Consider the following 20624-nt stretch of genomic DNA (forward strand, 5'->3'; position numbering starts at 1 on the left):
GCAGAAAGCCGTCGCCCGTACTGATCATACATACCGAAACCTGGCGCTGGCGCCGGGTTTACTGGCATAAAGGGAAAATCATTATGGATATAATGAGAAGTTTGGTGGGTATGGTGGTATTGCTGGCAATTGCGTTTGTGTTGTCGGTGAATAAAAAGGGCATCAGTTTGCGCACTGTTGGGGCCGCGCTGCTGCTGCAAATCGCCATTGGAGGCATCATGCTCTATTTTCCGCCGGGAAAATGGGCAGTAGAACAGGCGGCATTAGGCGTTCATAAAGTGATGTCTTACAGTGATGCCGGTAGCGCCTTCATTTTTGGTTCGCTGGTTGGGCCGAAAATGGATGTTCTCTTTGATGGCGCGGGCTTTATCTTCGCCTTTCGCGTACTCCCGGCGATTATCTTCGTCACTGCGCTTATCAGCCTACTGTACTACATTGGCGTAATGGGACTGCTGATTCGTATTCTTGGCAGTATTTTCCAGAAAGCCCTCAACATCAGCAAAATCGAATCTTTTGTTGCGGTTACCACTATTTTCCTCGGGCAAAACGAGATCCCGGCGATCGTAAAACCGTTTATCGATCGCATGAATCGCAACGAGCTGTTTACCGCAATTTGTAGCGGGATGGCGTCTATTGCAGGTTCGATGATGATTGGTTATGCCGGAATGGGCGTGCCGATTGACTACCTGTTAGCGGCATCGCTGATGGCTATCCCCGGCGGTATTTTGTTTGCGCGTATTCTTAGCCCGGCAACCGAGCCTTCGCAGGTGACATTTGAAAACCTGTCATTCAGCGAAACGCCGCCAAAAAGCTTTATCGAAGCGGCGGCGAGCGGTGCGATGACCGGGCTGAAAATCGCCGCCGGTGTGGCGACGGTGGTAATGGCGTTTGTCGCAATTATTGCCCTGATTAACGGCATTATCGGCGGAATTAGCGGCTGGTTTGGTTTCGCCAATGCCTCTCTGGAAAGTATTTTTGGCTATGTGCTGGCACCGTTGGCGTGGATCATGGGGGTAGACTGGAGCGATGCTAACCTTGCGGGTAGTCTGATTGGGCAGAAACTGGCGATAAACGAATTTGTTGCTTACCTGAGTTTCTCACCGTATCTGCAAACGGGTGGCACGCTGGAAGTGAAAACCGTGGCAATTATCTCCTTTGCGCTGTGTGGTTTTGCTAACTTTGGTTCTATCGGCGTTGTCGTTGGGGCGTTTTCGGCTATTTCGCCAAAACGTGCTCCGGAAATCGCCCAGCTTGGTTTACGGGCGCTGGCAGCAGCGACGCTTTCCAACCTGATGAGTGCGACTATTGCCGGGTTCTTTCTTGGGTTGGCGTAATGCTCGATTTGTAGTCCGGATAAGACGTATCCGGCAATCGCGCTATTGCAAATAATTTTTACTGCATCATCCCGGAGAATTTATTCTCCGGGTCCATCTCCAGCGCCAGTCCTGACAACTGCTTTCTGTTTTTAATTAGATACCCTTTCTTGTTTTTAATTAATAAACCGTCGTGAATGAATTGCGCGAGAACATATAAAAGATGTCGATAAGAAACGCCCAAATACTCTGCGGCTTGCGTGTGCTTTTCGTGATAAAGATCACTTTCCTGCGAGAGTAATATAAATGCTGCCAGGCGATTCACTAACGGAAATGATTGGTTCTGAGTTAAAGAAACAATATTGCGATAATTTTTATGACTTAAGGTGACGCAGAGTTTTCGTAAAAAAAGCGTGTCGTTTAATAACAGCGGACGGTAATGTTTCATAGGGAGCGCAAGGCACCAACACTCTTCAATAGCCTGTACCGCACGCGGTTCATGGTCTTTGTCGATTAACTCAATCTCGCCAATAAAACAGGGAGCGGCAAAGAAATCGATCAGCGACACGCGACCATTAGCTAGCGTGGCGTAAAGTCTGGCACGGCCTCGCGTCAGGTAAAACAGCCAGGACGGCTGTTGCCCTTCCTGCACAATGTAGTCACGCGCTAAAAAGTGAAATAACCGCGTGTCGGTAGAAACATCCGTTGAAAAGCAATCCTTAAATGCGGATTCGTTAATCAGTTGTTGCTTCAATTCATTATTGTGGATTTCTTTCACGATGTTTATCCGCTATGAGATTTCTCATATTTAGCATACGTACGCTGTTGTTAAGATTCAATCATCGGCCCGGTCGAATTTTCTTTGCTGTAGAAAAAATAACGCAACTGGAAACAGAGGAAATAAACAATGGAAAAGAGAAAAATTATTCTGGATTGTGATCCGGGTCATGATGATGCTATTGCCATAATGATGGCTGCGAAACATCCGGCGATTGATTTATTAGGTATCACTATTGTGGCGGGTAATCAGACGCTTGATAAAACATTAATTAATGGCCTGAATGTTTGCCAGAAACTGGAGATTAATGTTCCGGTTTATGCGGGGATGCCGCAGCCCATTATGCGTCAACAAATTGTTGCCGATAATATTCACGGTGAAACCGGACTGGATGGCCCGGTATTCGAGCCGTTGACCCGCCAGGCAGAAAACACTCATGCGGTGAAATACATCATCGATACCCTGATGGCAAGCGATGGCGATATCACTCTGGTGCCGGTTGGTCCATCGTCAAACATCGCGGTGGCAATGCGCATGCAACCCGCAATCCTGCCCAAAATCCGTGAAATTGTACTGATGGGCGGCGCTTATGGTACTGGCAACTTTACGCCATCTGCCGAGTTCAACATCTTTGCTGACCCGGAAGCCGCACGCGTGGTGTTCACCTCCGGCGTTCCGTTGGTGATGATGGGCCTCGATCTCACCAACCAGACCGTTTGCACCCCTGACGTGATTGCACGGATGGAAAGGGCAGGCGGCCCTGCCGGGGAGCTGTTCAGCGACATCATGAACTTCACTCTCAAAACGCAGTTCGAAAACTACGGTCTGGCTGGCGGCCCGGTGCACGACGCCACCTGCATCGGTTATCTGATTAACCCGAATGGCATTAAAACCCAGGATATGTACGTCGAAGTGGACGTTAATAGCGGCCCTTGCTACGGGCGTACCGTCTGCGACGAGTTGGGCGTTCTTGGCAAGCCCGCCAATACCAAAGTCGGCATCACTATTGATACCGACTGGTTCTGGGGCTTAGTCGAAGAGTGCGTTCGCGGCTACATCAAAACCCATTAAGTGTTGATAACAAGCCGGGTCAGTATCGCAAGATGCAGGCCCGGCTATTTCTGATGGGCAGAAAGCCGTCGCCCAAAATGACATGAAGAGATAATAACTATGGATGTCATGAGAAGTGTTCTGGGAATGGTGGTATTGCTGACGATTGCGTTTTTACTGTCAGTAAACAAGAAGAAGATCAGCCTGCGTACCGTTGGCGCGGCGTTAGTGTTACAGGTCGTGATTGGCAGCATAATGCTGTGGTTACCGCCAGGGCGTTGGGTCGCTGAAAAAGTCGCTTTTGGCGTGCATAAAGTGATGGCGTACAGCGACGCGGGTAGCGCATTTATCTTCGGTTCTCTGGTCGGACCGAAGATGGATACCTTATTTGATGGCGCAGGATTTATCTTTGGTTTCAGAGTATTACCGGCAATTATCTTCGTCACTGCACTGGTGAGTATTCTCTACTACATCGGTGTGATGGGGATCTTAATTCGCATTCTTGGCGGTATATTCCAGAAAGCATTAAATATCAGCAAGATTGAGTCATTCGTCGCGGTTACTACCATTTTCCTTGGGCAAAACGAAATTCCGGCGATCGTGAAGCCCTTTATCGATCGTCTGAATCGCAATGAGCTGTTTACAGCTATTTGCAGCGGTATGGCCTCAATTGCCGGTTCGACGATGATTGGTTACGCTGCACTGGGCGTGCCTGTGGAATATTTGCTGGCGGCATCGTTAATGGCGATCCCCGGCGGGATCTTGTTTGCCCGCCTGTTAAGCCCGGCTACGGAATCTTCGCAGGTTTCCTTTAATAACCTCTCTTTCACCGAAACACCGCCAAAAAGCATTATTGAGGCCGCTGCTACAGGGGCAATGACCGGGCTGAAAATCGCTGCGGGTGTGGCGACAGTAGTCATGGCATTTGTTGCCATCATTGCGTTAATTAACGGTATTATCGGCGGCGTTGGCGGCTGGTTTGGTTTTGAGCAAGCCTCGCTGGAGTCCATTTTAGGTTATCTGCTGGCCCCGCTGGCGTGGGTGATGGGTGTTGACTGGAGTGATGCAAATCTTGCCGGGAGTTTGATTGGGCAGAAGCTGGCGATCAATGAATTTGTTGCTTATCTCAATTTCTCGCCATATCTGCAAACGGGTGGCTCTCTGGATGCTAAAACCGTGGCGATTATTTCTTTTGCGCTGTGCGGTTTCGCTAACTTTGGTTCTATCGGGGTAGTGGTTGGGGCATTTTCTGCGGTTGCGCCACACCGTGCGCCGGAAATCGCCCAGCTTGGTTTACGGGCGCTGGCGGCGGCGACGCTTTCCAACCTGATGAGTGCGACCATTGCCGGGTTCTTTATTGGTTTAGCGTAGTGCGCGATTTATGAGCCGGATAAGACGCGTTAAGCGTCGCAACCGGCAACATTGTTACACCATTGGCACTAATGAAAGCGCGTTATCGGCAGACAGGGTTGGGTTGTTTAAGCTGCCGCTGGCGCGCGAAATTGCCGCGCAGGCCATCGCAAAATGGGCGCTATCACGGAAACTGCTTCCTTCCAGAAAGCTATACACCAGGCCCGCCATAAAACCATCGTCAGCACCAAAACTGTCTACCGTCGTATGTGCTGGCGGAGTCAGCAAAAATTGTTCACCATCCTTTTCGCTGCAATAAACTGACTCATCGGGCAAATAAACAAACAGATGCTGAACACCTTGCTGATGCAACGCATTCACTGCGGCATTACGATCAGCATCGCTGGTTATCGGCTGGCCCCATAAAATTTCCAGCTCTGGCAAAGTGGGTTTCAGAGTGTGAATATGCGCCAGCCAGTGTTTGATTTTGCCCGCTTTAAATTCTGAAACGGTATCGACAAACACCGGGATTTCATCGGCAAGGGTGAAGACCCACTCCAGCGCCTCGGCAGTCAGGTTACAATCTGCCAGCACCACGCCCGCATGATGAAGTAAATCGCGCGACCCGTTCAGTAGTTGCGGTGTCAACTGTTCCAGCAGATGGGTATCGTTAATCGCCAGCACGGTTTCATCGTCTCGATTGGCAATTGCCAGATACGTCGATGTGCTTTGGCCGTGTAAACGAACACAGCCGGAGACATTCACTCCGGCGCGGCGCGTCTCTTCCAGGAGCATTTCGCCATAAAAGTCATCGCCAATCACCGAGAGTAAATGGACGTCGCGGCCTAACAGCGCCAGATTGTGGGCAATGTTGCGCCCAACGCCGCCCGCCGAGCAATGAATTGTACCGGGATTAGAGGCCGCTTGCGGATAACGGATATCCGCCATCCCGCGAATATCCATATTGATTGTTCCCACCACCACGCAATATTCCTGCTCGGTGAGAATGTAACCTTTGCCTTTAATCCGCCCTTTGCGCATTAAATCCATAATATGCGCCGCTACGCGCGAACGGCTAATTTGCAGCATATCCGCAATTTCATTCTGCTGAATCAGCGGGTTACGCCGTAAAATTGCAAGGATTTCCTTCTCCCGGTTGTTCATTTTCAGGCTACCGCTTTTTCAGTTTGTTGCGCTTTCAGCCAGGCGATCTCTTCTGCCCAGATATCCGGGTTGATGGTTTCGAGGATCAGCGGAATGCCGTCGAAGCGGTCGTCCTGCATGATCCAGCGGAACGCATCATGACCGATATTGCCTTCACCAAGGCTATGATGGCGATCAACGCGGCTGCCAAAGGTACTTTTCGCATCGTTGAGGTGCATCCCGCGCAGATACTTAAAGCCAACAATACGAGCAAAATCAGCGAACGTTTTCTCGCATTCGGCTGGAGTACGCAAATCATACCCGGCAGCGAAAGCATGGCAGGTATCAATGCAGACGCCGACGCGGGATTTATCTTCCACACCGTCGATAATCGCCGCGAGATGTTCGAATTTAAATCCAAGGTTGCTGCCCTGACCTGCGGTATTTTCAATAACCGCGGTCACACCTTGTGTTTTATCCAGTGCAATGTTGATGGATTCGGCAATACGCGCAAGGCAATCCTCTTCTGAAATCTGCATCAGATGGCTGCCAGGGTGGAAGTTGAGCAAAGAAAGTCCCAGTTGTTCGCAACGCTGCATTTCATCTATAAAGGCATCGCGCGATTTTTCCAGGGCTTCAGCGACCGGATGTCCGAGGTTAATCAGATAACTGTCGTGGGGAAGAATTTGCGCCGATGTGTAGTGATATTTTTCACAGGCGGCTTTGAATTCATCGATGGTTTGCGTCGTGAGCGGTGCGGCACGCCACTGACGTTGGTTTTTGGTGAACAAGGCAAACGCGGTTGCGTCGATTTCGGCGGCGCGAATTGCGGCATTTGCCAGACCGCCAGCAGCACTAACGTGCGCTCCAATGTATTTCATGCGAGGACTCCTGTTAAACCCGCTGGAGGAAAACGGTAATGATAGCGGGTTAACAGGAGCAAGATGTAGTGGTTTATGCGATGACGCTTTGAATCACATAGTTAATTGCACCACCACCAACAATCAGCCAGGCAAACAGTACCAGTGCCATCAGCAGAGGTTTCGCCCCGGCTTTTTTCAGCGCGCTGACGTGAGTGGTCAGACCCAGCGCCGCCATCGCCATTGCCAGCAGGAAGGTATCCAGCGTTACCAGCATGTTCACCACGCTCTGCGGTAACAGGTGGAACGAGTTAAAGATGGCAACTACGATGAACAAGATGGCAAACCACGGAATAGTGATTTTGCTTTTCTCGCCGCTGTTCGCCCCAGACAGCTGTTTAACACGCGCCGCCAGCAGAATGAGGAACGGGGCCAGCATCATCACGCGCAGCATTTTGGAAATAACCGCTGCGTTTTCTGCATCCGGGCTGATGGCATGACCTGCCGCCACCACCTGCGCCACTTCGTGCACAGTAGAACCAATGTAGATACCGAAAGTTTCCGGGCTAAACCATTGAGACATCAGTGGATATATCGCCGGGTAGAGGAAAATCGCGACGGTCCCGAAGATAACAACGGTTGCAACAGCCACGGTTACTTTACTGGCTTCCGCTTTCACTACCGGCTCAGTCGCCAGTACCGCTGCAGCACCACAGATACTGCTACCGGCACCGATCAACCAGCTGGTGTGCTTATCCAGACCAAACACTTTCTGCCCCAGGAAGCAAGCCAGCAGGAAGGTACTGGACAGCGTCAGCACGTCAATGATGATCCCACTGATACCGACATCGGCAATTTGTGAGAACGTCAGACGGAAGCCATAAAGAATGATACCCAGACGTAATAAATATTGCTTGGCAAACAGCACGCCACCGTCACAGCTTTTCCAGATGTGCGGATAGATGGTGTTGCCTAAAACCATCCCCAACAAGATTGCGAGGGTGAGGGCACTAAACCCGGCACCCGCAATCGCGGGAATGGAACCACCCCACAGGGCGACCCCGGTGATAACTGCACTCAGGGCTAACCCCGGAATAAAATGCCACAGTGTACGATGTTGTTTCTGTAAGGTGATATTCGTCATAACCCTCTCCTTTAACCGGGCATAAGGTTACGACTAACTGGTTTAAAAATAAAATTGATTATATATTTATAATTAATCTTTATAAGTGGTAAGCGACTATGCACATCACCCTCCGGCAGTTGGAAGTTTTTGCAGAAGTATTGAAAAGTGGATCAACCACCCAGGCGTCGGTGATGCTGGCGTTGTCGCAATCAGCAGTGAGCGCAGCCTTGACCGACCTGGAAGGGCAGCTTGGCGTGCAACTGTTTGATCGCGTGGGTAAAAGACTGGTTGTTAATGAACACGGGCGGCTGCTCTATCCGCGTGCGTTGGCACTGCTTGAACAGGCGATTGAAATCGAACAACTGTTTCGCGAAGACAACGGCGCGATTCGTGTCTATGCCAGTAGTACCATCGGTAACTACATTCTGCCTGCAGTCATCGCCCGTTATCGCCATGATTATCCGCAGTTGCCGATTGAACTGAGCGTTGGGAACAGCCAGGACGTGATGCAAGCGGTGCTGGATTTCCGCGTTGATATTGGCTTTATTGAAGGACCGTGCCACAGCACTGAAATCATTTCTGAACCGTGGCTGGAAGACGAGCTGGTGGTTTTCGCCGCGCCGACTTCGCCGCTGGCTCGTGGTCCGGTCACCTTAGAACAGCTGGCCGCTGCGCCGTGGATCCTGCGTGAACGCGGTTCAGGCACGCGGGAGATTGTCGATTATCTGTTACTGTCGCATTTACCGAAGTTTGAGATGGCGATGGAATTAGGTAACTCCGAGGCAATCAAACATGCGGTGCGTCATGGGTTGGGAATTAGTTGCCTGTCGCGAAGGGTCATTGAAGATCAATTGCAGGCTGGCACATTAAGTGAAGTTGCTGTCCCTCTGCCGCGCCTGATGCGTACGTTGTGGCGTATACATCATCGGCAGAAACACCTTTCCAACGCGTTACGGCGCTTTCTGGAGTACTGCGATTCCTCCACTTTGCCGCGTTAATCTGTTGTACAGAAACCTACGGGGGCTGTGTCGATTTTGTGACACAGCACCACCGGTATACATTCGCCAGAAAAGAGATTGGTTGCTTTACTTATAATCCCTGGACGATCATGAAGGTGTCTTATAAAAGCGTATTTCTACCGGAAGGATTGCAAATCGTCTGCTACAATCGCGCCTCATTTTTAAGATGGATAGCATTTTCGTATGGTTTCCGAAACTAAAACCACAGAAGCGCCGGGCTTACGCCGTGAATTAAAGGCGCGTCACCTGACGATGATTGCCATTGGCGGTTCCATCGGTACGGGTCTTTTTGTTGCCTCTGGCGCAACGATCTCTCAGGCAGGTCCAGGTGGGGCGCTGCTCTCGTATATTCTGATCGGCCTGATGGTTTACTTCCTGATGACCAGTCTTGGTGAACTGGCGGCATATATGCCGGTTTCTGGTTCCTTTGCCACTTACGGTCAGAACTATGTTGAAGAAGGCTTTGGCTTCGCGCTGGGCTGGAACTACTGGTACAACTGGGCGGTAACTATCGCCGTTGACCTGGTGGCCGCTCAGTTGGTCATGAGCTGGTGGTTCCCGGACACCCCGGGTTGGATCTGGAGTGCGCTGTTCCTCGGCGTTATCTTCCTCCTGAACTACATTTCAGTTCGTGGCTTTGGCGAGGCGGAATACTGGTTCTCACTGATCAAAGTCACCACGGTCATTGTCTTTATCATCGTCGGCGTGATGATGATTATCGGCATCTTCAAAGGCGCACAGCCTGCGGGCTGGAGCAACTGGACGATTGGCGAAGCACCATTTGCTGGTGGTTTTGCGGCGATGATCGGTGTGGCAATGATTGTCGGCTTCTCTTTCCAGGGAACCGAGCTGATCGGTATTGCTGCAGGCGAGTCCGAAGAACCGGCGAAAAACATTCCACGCGCGGTACGTCAGGTGTTCTGGCGAATCCTGCTGTTCTATGTGTTCGCAATCCTGATCATCAGCCTGATCATTCCATACACCGATCCGAGCCTGCTGCGTAATGATGTTAAAGACATCAGCGTCAGCCCGTTCACCCTGGTGTTCCAGCATGCGGGTCTGCTCTCTGCGGCGGCGGTGATGAACGCGGTTATTCTGACGGCGGTGCTGTCAGCGGGTAACTCCGGTATGTATGCGTCTACTCGTATGCTGTACACCCTGGCGTGTGACGGTAAAGCACCGCGCATTTTCGCTAAATTGTCGCGTGGCGGCGTACCGCGTAACGCACTGTATGCGACCACGGTAATTGCAGGTCTGTGCTTCCTGACCTCCATGTTTGGTAACCAGACGGTATACCTGTGGCTGCTGAACACCTCCGGTATGACAGGCTTTATCGCCTGGCTGGGAATTGCGATCAGCCATTATCGTTTCCGTCGCGGTTATGTGCTGCAGGGGCATGATATTAACGATCTGCCGTACCGTTCAGGCTTCTTCCCGCTGGGACCGATCTTCGCTTTTGTGCTGTGCCTGATTATCACTCTGGGCCAGAACTACGAAGCGTTCCTGAAAGACACTATCGACTGGGGTGGCGTAGCGGCAACCTATATTGGCATCCCGCTGTTCCTTATGATCTGGTTTGGCTATAAGTTGATTAAAGGAACCCACTTCGTACGCTACAGCGAAATGAAGTTCCCGCAGAACGATAAGAAATAAGTTTTACCCCTTCCTTAATAAAGCCCTCTCAACCGAGAGGGCTTTTTCTTTTCCTTAGTATTCATACGGATATAAAATTTAACATTTGGATTGATAATTGTTATCGTTTGCATTATCGTTACGCCGAAATCAAAAAAGGCTGACAAATCAGAGGCTGTTCAGGCTTTTGGGATGATCACCTGCATACAAAAAAGTCTACCGCGATGCTGCCGTACGCAAGGGGACATGAAGAAGATGTGAGCGATAACCCATTTTATTTTCGTAGTTACCTCATGGAGATATGGAATGTTTAGGTTGAACCCTTTCGTACGGGTCGGGCTGTGTTTGTCCGCAGTTTCATGTGCATGGCCTGTGTTAGCGGTTGATGATGATGGCGAAACGATGGTAGTCACGGCATCTTCCGTTGAACAAAACCTCAAAGATGCGCCCGCCAGTATCAGCGTCATTACCCAGGAAGACCTGCAGCGAAAACCGGTACAGAATCTGAAGGATGTCCTCAAAGAAGTGCCTGGCGTACAACTGACTAACGAAGGGGACAACCGTAAGGGCGTCAGTATTCGTGGTCTGGATAGCAGCTACACCCTGATTCTTGTCGACGGTAAACGTGTTAACTCGCGCAATGCCGTCTTCCGCCATAATGACTTTGACCTGAACTGGATCCCGGTCGATTCCATCGAACGTATCGAAGTGGTACGTGGCCCGATGTCTTCACTGTATGGTTCCGATGCGCTCGGCGGCGTGGTGAACATCATCACCAAAAAAATCGGCCAGAAATGGTCAGGTACGGTAACGGTAGATACCACCATTCAGGAACATCGCGATCGCGGTGACACCTACAACGGCCAGTTCTTCACGAGTGGACCGCTGATTGACGGCGTGCTGGGAATGAAAGCTTACGGCAGCCTGGCAAAACGTGAAAAGGATGACCCGCAGAGTTCCTCTACTACCGACACGGGAGAAACGCCGCGTATTGAAGGATTCTCCAGCCGCGACGGCAATGTCGAATTTGCCTGGACGCCGAATCAAAATCACGATTTTACCGCTGGTTACGGTTTCGACCGCCAGGATCGCGATTCTGACTCGCTGGACAAAAACCGCCTCGAACGCCAGAACTACTCCGTAAGCCATAATGGGCGCTGGGATTACGGCACCAGCGAACTGAAATATTATGGTGAGAAAGTCGAGAACAAAAACCCTGGCAATAGTAGCCCGATTACTTCCGAAAGTAACACGGTCGATGGCAAATACACGTTGCCGCTGACGGCTATCAATCAGTTTGTCACGGTAGGTGGTGAATGGCACCACGACAAACTTAGCGATGCGGTGAACCTGACCGGCGGCACCAGCACTAAAACGTCCGCCAGTCAGTACGCGCTGTTTGTGGAAGATGAATGGCGGATCTTCGAGCCGCTGGCGCTGACGACCGGCGTGCGTATGGACGATCACGAAACCTACGGCGAACACTGGAGTCCGCGAGCCTATCTGGTCTATAACGCCACCGATACCGTAACAGTAAAAGGCGGCTGGGCGACGGCTTTTAAAGCACCTTCGTTATTACAACTTAGCCCCGACTGGACGACCAACTCCTGCCGTGGCGCATGCAAGATTATTGGTAGCCCGGACTTGAAACCAGAAACCAGCGAAAGTTGGGAGCTGGGGCTTTACTACATGGGCGAAGAAGGTTGGTTGGAAGGCGTTGAATCCAGTGTGACCGTCTTCCGCAATGATGTGAAAGATCGTATTAGCATCAGCCGTACATCTGACGTCAATGCTGCACCGGGTTACCAAAACTTTGTTGGTTTTGAAACGGGGGCAAACGGTCGACGTATACCGGTGTTCAGTTACTACAACGTCAATAAAGCACGTATCCAGGGTGTGGAAACTGAGTTGAAAATCCCGTTCAACGATGAATGGAAGCTGTCACTCAACTACACCTACAACGATGGACGCGATGTCAGCAACGGTGAAAACAAACCGCTATCCGATCTGCCGTTCCATACCGCGAACGGTACGCTGGACTGGAAACCGCTGGCGCTGGAAGACTGGTCGTTCTATGTTTCTGGTCACTACACCGGTCAGAAACGTGCCGACAGCGATACCGCTAAAACACCGGGCGGTTATACCATCTGGAATACCGGCGCGGCCTGGCAGGTGACCAAAGACGTCAAACTGCGCGCAGGCGTGCTGAACCTGGGCGACAAAGATCTGAGTCGTGATGACTACAGCTATAACGAAGACGGGCGTCGTTACTTTATGGCAGTGGATTATCGCTTCTGATGAGGAGATGCCCGGCGAACCGGGCGAACTTTCACTTCAGTAAATACTGCGCATGGAAGCGCAGATGATCCTCTATAAAAGAAGCAATGAAGTAATAACTGTGATCATAACCAGGTTGAATACGTAGCGTCATCGGCCACGCTTTCTGGCGCGCAGCTTCTGCCAGTACCGCGGGTTGAAGCTGGTCGGCAAGAAACTGATCGTTATCACCCTGATCGATAAGCGTCGGAATCACATCTTGCGCATTGCTGGCGTACATCAGCGCGCAACTGTCCCATTCCAGCCATGCATTTTTGTCCTCACCTAAATAGGCGCTAAATGCTTTGATTCCCCACGGGACGCTGCACGGATTCACAATCGGCGCAAAGGCCGAAACGCTGGTGTATTTGCCCGGATTTTTCAGCGCCATAATCAACGCGCCATGACCACCCATCGAATGACCGCTAATAGCACAGCGATCGCTGACGTTAAATTGCGATTGAATCAGCATCGGTAATTCATCGCGCAGATAATCATACATCCGGTAATGCGTCGCCCACGGTGGTTGCGTGGCGTTGAGATAAAACCCTGCACCCAGGCCTAAATCGTAGCCATCATCGTTGGCAACCTGTTCGCCGCGTGGGCTGGTGTCTGGCATCACCAGCACAATCCCCAGTTCTGCCGCTACGCGCTGAGCGCCTGCTTTGGTGGTGAAGTTCTCGTCATTGCAGGTTAAACCTGAAAGCCAGTACAGCACAGGTGGAGGGGCGTTGTCGCGGGGCGGTGGGAGAAAGATGCTGAACGTCATCGGGCAATTTAAGGTACTGGAGTCGTGCCGCCAGCGTTGCTGCCAGCCTTCAAAACAGCGGTGCTCTTCGAGCATTTCCATGCGTGGCTCCTTGTTGTGTTGTTTGCATTTTAGTCATCATACCGTTTATTCAATGCGCTGTGAGTAACTTTCACTTCCGCATATGCATAACGATGTTTTAACATCTAACGCTGAAAGGCAGCGGCAATTACAATAATTATCGCTGTGAATACTGGATTATGTGCGCCACCTCACGCACAATAATCGGGCTGCTAATCAGCTTAATAACTTTGCCCCCACGCAGGGCGGAGGCGTCACACCTGCAGGAGAAAACATAAATGCCATCACTCAGTAAAGAAGCGGCCCTGGTTCATGAAGCGTTAGTTGCGCGAGGACTGGAAACACCGCTGCGCCCGCCCGTGCATGAAATGGATAACGAAACGCGCAAAAGCCTTATCGCCGGTCATATGACTGAAATCATGCAGCTATTGAATCTCGACCTCGCTGATGACAGTTTGATGGAAACGCCGCATCGCATCGCTAAAATGTATGTCGATGAAATTTTCTCCGGTCTGGATTACGCCAATTTCCCGAAAATCACCCTCATTGAAAACAAAATGAAGGTCGATGAAATGGTCACCGTGCGCGATATCACCCTGACCAGCACCTGCGAGCACCATTTTGTCACTATCGATGGCAAAGCGACGGTAGCCTATATCCCGAAAGATTCGGTGATCGGCCTGTCGAAAATTAACCGCATCGTGCAGTTCTTTGCCCAGCGCCCGCAGGTGCAGGAACGTCTGACTCAGCAAATCCTCATTGCGCTGCAAACGCTGCTGGGCACCAATAACGTGGCTGTCTCCATCGACGCGGTGCATTACTGCGTGAAAGCGCGTGGCATCCGCGATGCAACCAGCGCCACGACAACGACCTCCCTCGGTGGTTTGTTCAAATCCAGTCAGAATACGCGGCACGAGTTTCTGCGCGCTGTGCGTCATCACAACTGATTAAAAGGCAGGAACCATGGAGCGCAACGTCACGCTCGATTTTGTTCGCGGCGTCGCCATTCTGGGGATCCTGCTATTAAACATCAGCGCCTTTGGTTTACCAAAGGCGGCTTATCTCAATCCCGCCTGGTATGGCACTATTACCCCGTCCGACGCCTGGACCTGGGCGTTTTTGGATCTCATCGGCCAGGTAAAATTCCTCACGCTTTTTGCGCTGCTGTTTGGCGCGGGCCTGCAAATGTTGCTGCCGCGCGGCAGACGCTGGATTCAGTCGCGGTTAACACTGTTAGTCTTGCTGGGCTTTATTCACGGTTTATTGTTCTGGGACGGCGATATCCTGCTGGCTTACGGGTTGGTGGGCTTAATCAGTTGGCGACTGGTGCGCGATGCGCCATCGGTAAAAAGTTTATTTAATACTGGCGTGATGCTGTATCTGGTGGGGATTGGCGTTTTGCTGTTGCTGGGGTTGATTTCTGACAGCCAGACCAGCCGCGCCTGGACGCCAGATGCATCGGCCATTTTGTATGAAAAATACTGGAAACTTCATGGCGGCGTTGAAGCGATCAGTAACCGTGCCGATGGCGTCGGCAACAGTTTACTGGCACTGGGCGCGCAGTATGGCTGGCAACTGGCAGGGATGATGTTAATTGGCGCGGCGCTGATGCGTAGCGGCTGGCTGAAAGGGCAGTTCAGCTTACGTCACTATCGTCGTACCGGTTTTGTGCTGGTGGCAATTGGTGTGCTGATTAACCTTCCTGCTATCGCACTGCAATGGCGGCTGGACTGGGCGTATCGCTGGTGTGCCTTCTTACTTCAAATGCCGCGTGAACTTAGCGCGCCGTTTCAGGCAATTGGCTATGCGTCGCTGTTTTATGGCTTTTGGCCGCAATTAAGCCGCTTCAGGCTGGTGCTGGCAATCGCCTGCGTCGGACGGATGGCGCTAACCAATTATCTACTGCAAACGCTGATTTGTACCACGCTGTTTTACCACCTCGGTTTGTTTATGCAGTTTGACCGCCTGGAGTTGCTGGTGTTTGTCGTTCCGGTATGGCTGGCGAACCTGCTTTTCTCTGTTATCTGGCTGCGTTACTTCCGTCAGGGGCCGGTGGAATGGCTCTGGCGTCAGTTAACCTTGCGCGCTGCCGGACCTGCATTATCTAAAACATCCAGATAACGATCTGGATCACATTCATTAACAAAACGGCTGTAACCGTTTCCATTGCTGTGACTCGATTCACGAAGTCCTGTATTCAGTGCTGACAAAATAGCCGCCAGCAAGCAGTAACCTACTGCATTCTCATAACAGGTAGTGAATATGATCACCATTCGTGATGTAGCGCGTCAGGCTGGCGTCTCTGTGGCAACGGTTTCCCGGGTGCTCAATAACAGCACGCTGGTAAGTGCCGACACGCGTGAAGCAGTTATGAAAGCGGTGAGTGAGCTGGATTATCGGCCAAATGCCAATGCACAGGCGCTGGCAACTCAGGTGAGCGATACCATCGGTGTGGTGGTCATGGATGTTTCAGATGCATTTTTCGGCGCATTGGTTAAAGCTGTCGATCTCGTTGCCCAGCAACATCAGAAATATGTGTTGATTGGCAATAGCTATCATGAAGCGGAAAAAGAGCGTCACGCCATCGAAGTGCTAATCCGCCAGCGTTGTAACGCATTGATTGTTCATTCAAAGGCGTTAAGTGACGACGAGCTGGCGCAATTTATGGACAACATTCCCGGCATGGTGCTCATCAATCGGGTTGTGCCAGGCTATGCCCATCGCTGTGTTTGTCTGGATAATATCAGCGGTGCCAGAATGGCGACGCGCATGTTGCTGAACAACGGCCATCAACGTATCGGTTATCTCTCTTCCAGCCACAGCATTGAAGATGACGCAATGCGTAAAGCGGGCTGGATAAGCGCGCTGAAAGAGCAGGATATTGTTCCGCCGGAAAGCTGGATTGGCACGGGGACGCCGGATATGCCAGGCGGCGAGGCGGCGATGGTTGAACTACTCGGGCGCAATCTACAACTTACCGCTGTATTTGCCTATAATGACAATATGGCCGCTGGCGCTCTGACGGCATTAAAAGATAATGGCATTGCGATTCCGTTACATCTCTCAATCATCGGTTTCGATGATATCCCCATTGCTCGTTACACCGACCCGCAATTAACGACTGTGCGTTACCCCATTGCTTCGATGGCAAAATTAGCCACGGAACTGGCCTTGCAGGGGGCAGCAGGCAACATTGATCCGCGTGCCAGCCACTGTTTTATGCCGACGTTAGTGCGCCGCCATTCTGTCGCAATACGCCAGAATGCGGCGGCGATCACTAACTGAGCAAATCAGGGGATGTAACCGCTTTCAATTTGTGAGTGATTTCACAGTATGTTAACAATGTGGTAGCTATGATTGCACCGTTTTAACGTTGTAACTTGTATGTAACAGCGAATAATCGCTTTTATCGAGGTTATGGCGTCATAACAACAATTAGAGCCGTTTTATGGAGCGTTACCGGGCATGGACGAACGGATTTTTAAAAATGAGCTTCGGCGTTCAGTAACACTTCATTAACCATACTGGCCCGCCGAGCATTTATCTCAAGCACTACCCTGCATAAGAAAAACCGGAGATACCATGAATAAGAAGGTGTTAACCCTGTCTGCTGTGATGGCCAGCATGTTATTCGGCGCCGCTGCACACGCTGCTGATACCCGTATTGGTGTGACGATTTATAAATATGACGATAACTTTATGTCTGTTGTGCGTAAGGCTATCGAACAGGATGCGAAAGCAGCACCAGACGTCCAGTTGCTGATGAATGATTCACAGAATGACCAGTCCAAGCAGAACGATCAGATTGACGTGCTGTTGGCGAAAGGGGTGAAGGCGCTGGCAATCAATCTGGTTGACCCGGCAGCTGCGGGTACAGTGATTGAGAAAGCGCGCGGACAAAACGTACCGGTAGTTTTCTTCAACAAAGAACCTTCCCGTAAGGCGCTGGATAGCTACGACAAGGCCTACTACGTTGGCACCGACTCCAAAGAGTCCGGCATTATTCAGGGCGATTTGATTGCTAAACACTGGGCGGCGAATCAGGGTTGGGATCTGAATAAAGACGGTCAGATTCAATTCGTACTGCTGAAAGGCGAGCCGGGCCATCCGGATGCAGAAGCCCGCACCACTTACGTGATTAAAGAGCTGAACGACAAAGGCATCAAAACTGAACAGTTACAGTTAGATACCGCTATGTGGGACACCGCTCAGGCGAAAGATAAGATGGACGCCTGGCTGTCTGGTCCGAACGCCAACAAAATCGAAGTGGTTATTGCCAACAACGATGCGATGGCAATGGGCGCGGTAGAAGCACTGAAAGCGCACAATAAGTCCAGCATTCCGGTGTTTGGCGTCGATGCGCTGCCAGAAGCACTGGCCCTGGTGAAATCCGGTGCGCTGGCGGGTACCGTACTGAATGATGCCAACAACCAGGCGAAAGCGACTTTTGATCTGGCGAAAAACCTGGCCGATGGCAAGGGCGCCGCTGACGGCACCAACTGGAAAATCGACAACAAAGTGGTTCGCGTACCTTATGTTGGCGTAGACAAAGATAACCTGGCTGAATTCAGCAAGAAATAAGACTGAACGGGCGCAATAGTTTATTGCGCCCTTATTGTATGACCAACAAGGTAAAATTATATGGTCAGCTCAACGACTCCGTCATCAGGTGAATACTTGTTGGAAATGAGCGGTATCAACAAGTCCTTTCCCGGTGTTAAGGCACTTGATAACGTTAATTTAAATGTCCGGCCACATTCTATCCATGCATTAATGGGGGAAAACGGCGCGGGAAAATCAACATTATTAAAATGCCTGTTTGGTATTTATCAAAAAGATTCCGGCACCATTTTATTCCAGGGTAAAGAGATCGATTTTCATTCTGCCAAAGAAGCACTGGAAAATGGTATTTCGATGGTACACCAGGAGTTAAACCTGGTATTACAACGTTCGGTGATGGACAACATGTGGCTGGGGCGATATCCCACCAAAGGCATGTTTGTTGATCAGGACAAAATGTACCGCGAAACTAAAGCGATTTTTGATGAACTGGATATTGATATCGATCCGCGTGCGCGCGTCGGTACATTATCTGTTTCGCAAATGCAGATGATCGAAATTGCTAAAGCGTTTTCCTATAACGCGAAAATTGTGATTATGGATGAACCGACTTCTTCGTTAACCGAAAAAGAGGTCAATCATCTGTTTACTATTATTCGTAAATTAAAAGAACGCGGCTGCGGTATTGTCTATATCTCGCATAAAATGGAAGAGATTTTCCAGTTATGTGATGAAGTCACCGTATTGCGCGATGGTCAGTGGATCGCTACCGAACCGCTGGAAGGGCTGACGATGGACAAGATCATCGCCATGATGGTTGGTCGTTCTCTTAACCAGCGTTTCCCGGATAAAGAAAACAAGCCGGGCGAAGTGATCCTCGAAGTGCGTAACCTGACGTCACTACGCCAGCCATCGATTCGCGATGTCTCGTTTGACCTGCATAAAGGGGAGATCCTCGGTATTGCCGGGCTGGTGGGGGCGAAACGTACCGATATTGTTGAGACATTATTTGGCATTCGCGAGAAATCTGCTGGCACCATTACGTTGCATGGCAAAAAGATCAATAACCATAATGCCAACGAAGCCATTAACCACGGATTTGCACTAGTAACTGAAGAACGCCGTTCAACGGGAATTTATGCCTATCTGGATATTGGCTTTAACTCATTAATTTCCAATATTCGCAACTACAAAAATAAAGTGGGCTTGTTGGATAACTCGCGGATGAAAAGCGATACCCAGTGGGTGATTGATTCGATGCGGGTAAAAACGCCAGGTCATCGGACGCAAATTGGTTCGCTCTCCGGCGGTAATCAGCAAAAAGTGATTATTGGTCGTTGGTTACTGACGCAACCGGAAATATTAATGCTCGACGAACCAACGCGCGGTATTGATGTCGGAGCGAAGTTTGAAATTTATCAGTTAATTGCCGAACTGGCGAAGAAAGGCAAGGGGATTATTATTATCTCCTCTGAAATGCCAGAGTTGTTAGGGATAACAGACCGTATTCTGGTTATGAGCAATGGCCTCGTTTCCGGAATTGTCGATACAAAAACAACAACGCAAAACGAAATTCTGCGTCTTGCGTCTTTGCACCTTTAAGATTAGGGGCTTCCCATGAGTGCGTTAAATAAGAAAAGTTTTCTTACTTACCTGAAAGAGGGCGGTATTTATGTCGTTCTTTTAGTTTTGCTGGCGATTATTATTTTCCAGGACCCAACATTTTTAAGTTTGTTGAACTTAAGTAATATTCTCACCCAGTCATCGGTGCGTATTATTATCGCGCTCGGCGTGGCAGGGTTAATTGTCACCCAGGGGACTGACCTTTCCGCTGGTCGTCAGGTGGGGTTGGCGGCAGTTGTAGCGGCGACGTTATTGCAGTCGATGGATAACGCCAACAAAGTGTTCCCGGAAATGGCTACGATGCCGATTGCGCTGGTTATTCTGATTGTCTGTGCTATTGGCGCGGTTATCGGTTTGATCAACGGGCTGATTATCGCCTATCTCAACGTAACGCCGTTCATAACCACTCTCGGTACGATGATCATCGTTTATGGCATTAACTCGCTCTATTACGACTTTGTTGGTGCGTCGCCTATTTCTGGTTTTGACAGTGGTTTCTCCACTTTTGCCCAGGGCTTTATTGCGCTGGGGAGCTTCCGTCTCTCTTACATCACCTTCTACGCCCTGATTGCGGTGGCCTTCGTCTGGGTGCTGTGGAACAAAACCCGTTTCGGTAAGAACATTTTTGCCATTGGCGGTAACCCGGAAGCGGCGAAAGTTTCTGGTGTCAACGTTGGCCTGAACCTGCTGATGATCTACGCGTTGTCTGGCGTGTTCTATGCCTTCGGCGGGATGTTAGAAGCCGGACGTATCGGCTCTGCCACCAACAACCTCGGCTTCATGTATGAGCTGGATGCTATCGCGGCGTGCGTGGTGGGCGGCGTATCGTTCAGCGGCGGTGTGGGAACGGTCATTGGTGTAGTGACCGGGGTCATTATCTTTACGGTCATTAACTATGGCCTGACGTACATCGGCGTAAACCCGTACTGGCAGTACATCATCAAAGGGGCGATTATTATCTTCGCCGTGGCGCTGGATTCACTGAAATACGCACGTAAGAAGTGATGTGATTGTGGGTATTGCCG

General features: G+C 50.6%; 17 protein-coding genes. 12 read left to right on the forward strand and 5 right to left on the reverse strand.

From position 1 onward, the window contains the following. Positions 1 to 83 precede the first annotated feature (83 nt). Positions 84 to 1334, forward strand: a complete 1251-nt coding sequence (locus tag FEK42_RS01565; RefSeq protein ID WP_135492797.1) for a NupC/NupG family nucleoside CNT transporter — start codon at positions 84 to 86, stop codon at positions 1332 to 1334. A gap of 58 nt (positions 1335 to 1392) precedes the next feature. Here FEK42_RS01565 and FEK42_RS01570 read toward each other — a convergent pair whose 3' ends face one another. After that, a complete protein-coding gene (locus tag FEK42_RS01570) occupies positions 1393 to 2091 on the reverse strand; it encodes a transcriptional regulator YeiL (protein ID WP_135492796.1) in 699 nt (232 codons plus the stop codon). 129 nt (positions 2092 to 2220) lie between these two features. Between FEK42_RS01570 and rihB the strand changes: the two genes are divergently transcribed. Together rihB and FEK42_RS01580 are read left to right on the forward strand one after the other, a co-directional pair. After that, positions 2221 to 3162 carry a ribosylpyrimidine nucleosidase gene (gene rihB, locus FEK42_RS01575; protein WP_135492795.1) on the forward strand — a complete coding sequence of 314 codons (942 nt, stop codon included), beginning with the start codon at positions 2221 to 2223 and terminating at the stop codon, positions 3160 to 3162. Positions 3163 to 3261: 99 nt separating this feature from the next. Then, positions 3262 to 4512 carry a NupC/NupG family nucleoside CNT transporter gene (locus FEK42_RS01580; RefSeq protein ID WP_135492794.1) on the forward strand — a complete coding sequence of 417 codons (1251 nt, stop codon included), beginning with the start codon at positions 3262 to 3264 and terminating at the stop codon, positions 4510 to 4512. Positions 4513 to 4566: 54 nt separating this feature from the next. Here the strand turns inward: FEK42_RS01580 and FEK42_RS01585 are convergent, their stop codons facing one another. The 3 genes from FEK42_RS01585 to FEK42_RS01595 form a co-directional block, all read right to left on the reverse strand. Then, complete coding sequence (locus tag FEK42_RS01585; RefSeq protein ID WP_130207078.1) at positions 4567 to 5655, reverse strand: sugar kinase; 1089 nt, start codon at positions 5653 to 5655, stop codon at positions 4567 to 4569. Between the two features lie 2 nt (positions 5656 to 5657). Next, on the reverse strand, positions 5658 to 6515 hold the full coding sequence (gene nfo, locus FEK42_RS01590; protein ID WP_000873880.1) for a deoxyribonuclease IV: 858 nt from the start codon (positions 6513 to 6515) through the stop codon (positions 5658 to 5660). 73 nt (positions 6516 to 6588) lie between these two features. Further along, on the reverse strand, positions 6589 to 7638 hold the full coding sequence (locus tag FEK42_RS01595) for a YeiH family protein (protein WP_000182044.1): 1050 nt from the start codon (positions 7636 to 7638) through the stop codon (positions 6589 to 6591). A gap of 98 nt (positions 7639 to 7736) precedes the next feature. On the opposite strand from FEK42_RS01595, the gene yieE reads away from it, so the two are divergent. The 3 genes from yieE to cirA all read left to right on the forward strand — a co-directional run bounded on the left by yieE (position 7737) and on the right by cirA (position 12569). Next, positions 7737 to 8618, forward strand: a complete 882-nt coding sequence (yieE, locus tag FEK42_RS01600) for a DNA-binding transcriptional regulator YeiE (protein ID WP_130207074.1) — start codon at positions 7737 to 7739, stop codon at positions 8616 to 8618. Positions 8619 to 8822: 204 nt separating this feature from the next. Then, positions 8823 to 10292 carry a lysine-specific permease gene (gene lysP / locus FEK42_RS01605; protein WP_130207072.1) on the forward strand — a complete coding sequence of 490 codons (1470 nt, stop codon included), beginning with the start codon at positions 8823 to 8825 and terminating at the stop codon, positions 10290 to 10292. Positions 10293 to 10577: 285 nt separating this feature from the next. Continuing rightward, positions 10578 to 12569 (forward strand): catecholate siderophore receptor CirA, encoded by a 1992-nt coding sequence (gene cirA, locus FEK42_RS01610; RefSeq protein WP_135492793.1) that lies wholly within the window; start codon positions 10578 to 10580, stop codon positions 12567 to 12569. Between the two features lie 31 nt (positions 12570 to 12600). Here the strand turns inward: cirA and yeiG are convergent, their stop codons facing one another. Further along, positions 12601 to 13437, reverse strand: coding sequence for an S-formylglutathione hydrolase (gene yeiG, locus FEK42_RS01615; RefSeq protein ID WP_135492792.1), 837 nt, complete (start codon positions 13435 to 13437; stop codon positions 12601 to 12603). A 257-nt stretch (positions 13438 to 13694) separates the two neighbouring features. Here yeiG and folE point away from each other — a divergent pair, with 257 nt between their 5' ends. The 6 genes from folE (at position 13695) to mglC (ending at position 20604) form a co-directional block, all read left to right on the forward strand. Further along, positions 13695 to 14363: a GTP cyclohydrolase I FolE gene (gene folE / locus FEK42_RS01620; protein WP_001139613.1), complete on the forward strand. Its 669-nt coding sequence runs from the start codon at positions 13695 to 13697 to the stop codon at positions 14361 to 14363. A gap of 16 nt (positions 14364 to 14379) precedes the next feature. Further along, entirely contained in the window at positions 14380 to 15537 is a 1158-nt protein-coding gene (yeiB, locus tag FEK42_RS01625; protein ID WP_135491637.1) for a DUF418 domain-containing protein YeiB, read from the forward strand. A 141-nt stretch (positions 15538 to 15678) separates the two neighbouring features. After that, a complete protein-coding gene (galS, locus tag FEK42_RS01630) occupies positions 15679 to 16701 on the forward strand; it encodes an HTH-type transcriptional regulator GalS (RefSeq protein ID WP_130207064.1) in 1023 nt (340 codons plus the stop codon). A gap of 297 nt (positions 16702 to 16998) precedes the next feature. Then, positions 16999 to 17997, forward strand: a complete 999-nt coding sequence (mglB, locus tag FEK42_RS01635) for a galactose/glucose ABC transporter substrate-binding protein MglB (RefSeq protein ID WP_001036964.1) — start codon at positions 16999 to 17001, stop codon at positions 17995 to 17997. Positions 17998 to 18057: 60 nt separating this feature from the next. Then, a complete protein-coding gene (gene mglA, locus FEK42_RS01640) occupies positions 18058 to 19578 on the forward strand; it encodes a galactose/methyl galactoside ABC transporter ATP-binding protein MglA (protein ID WP_135410171.1) in 1521 nt (506 codons plus the stop codon). Between the two features lie 15 nt (positions 19579 to 19593). After that, complete coding sequence (mglC, locus tag FEK42_RS01645; RefSeq protein ID WP_001275110.1) at positions 19594 to 20604, forward strand: galactose/methyl galactoside ABC transporter permease MglC; 1011 nt, start codon at positions 19594 to 19596, stop codon at positions 20602 to 20604. The last annotated feature ends 20 nt before the right edge of the window (positions 20605 to 20624 follow it).

The sequence above is a fragment of the Escherichia sp. E2748 genome, assembly GCF_005781125.1.
GTDB lineage: Bacteria > Pseudomonadota > Gammaproteobacteria > Enterobacterales > Enterobacteriaceae > Escherichia.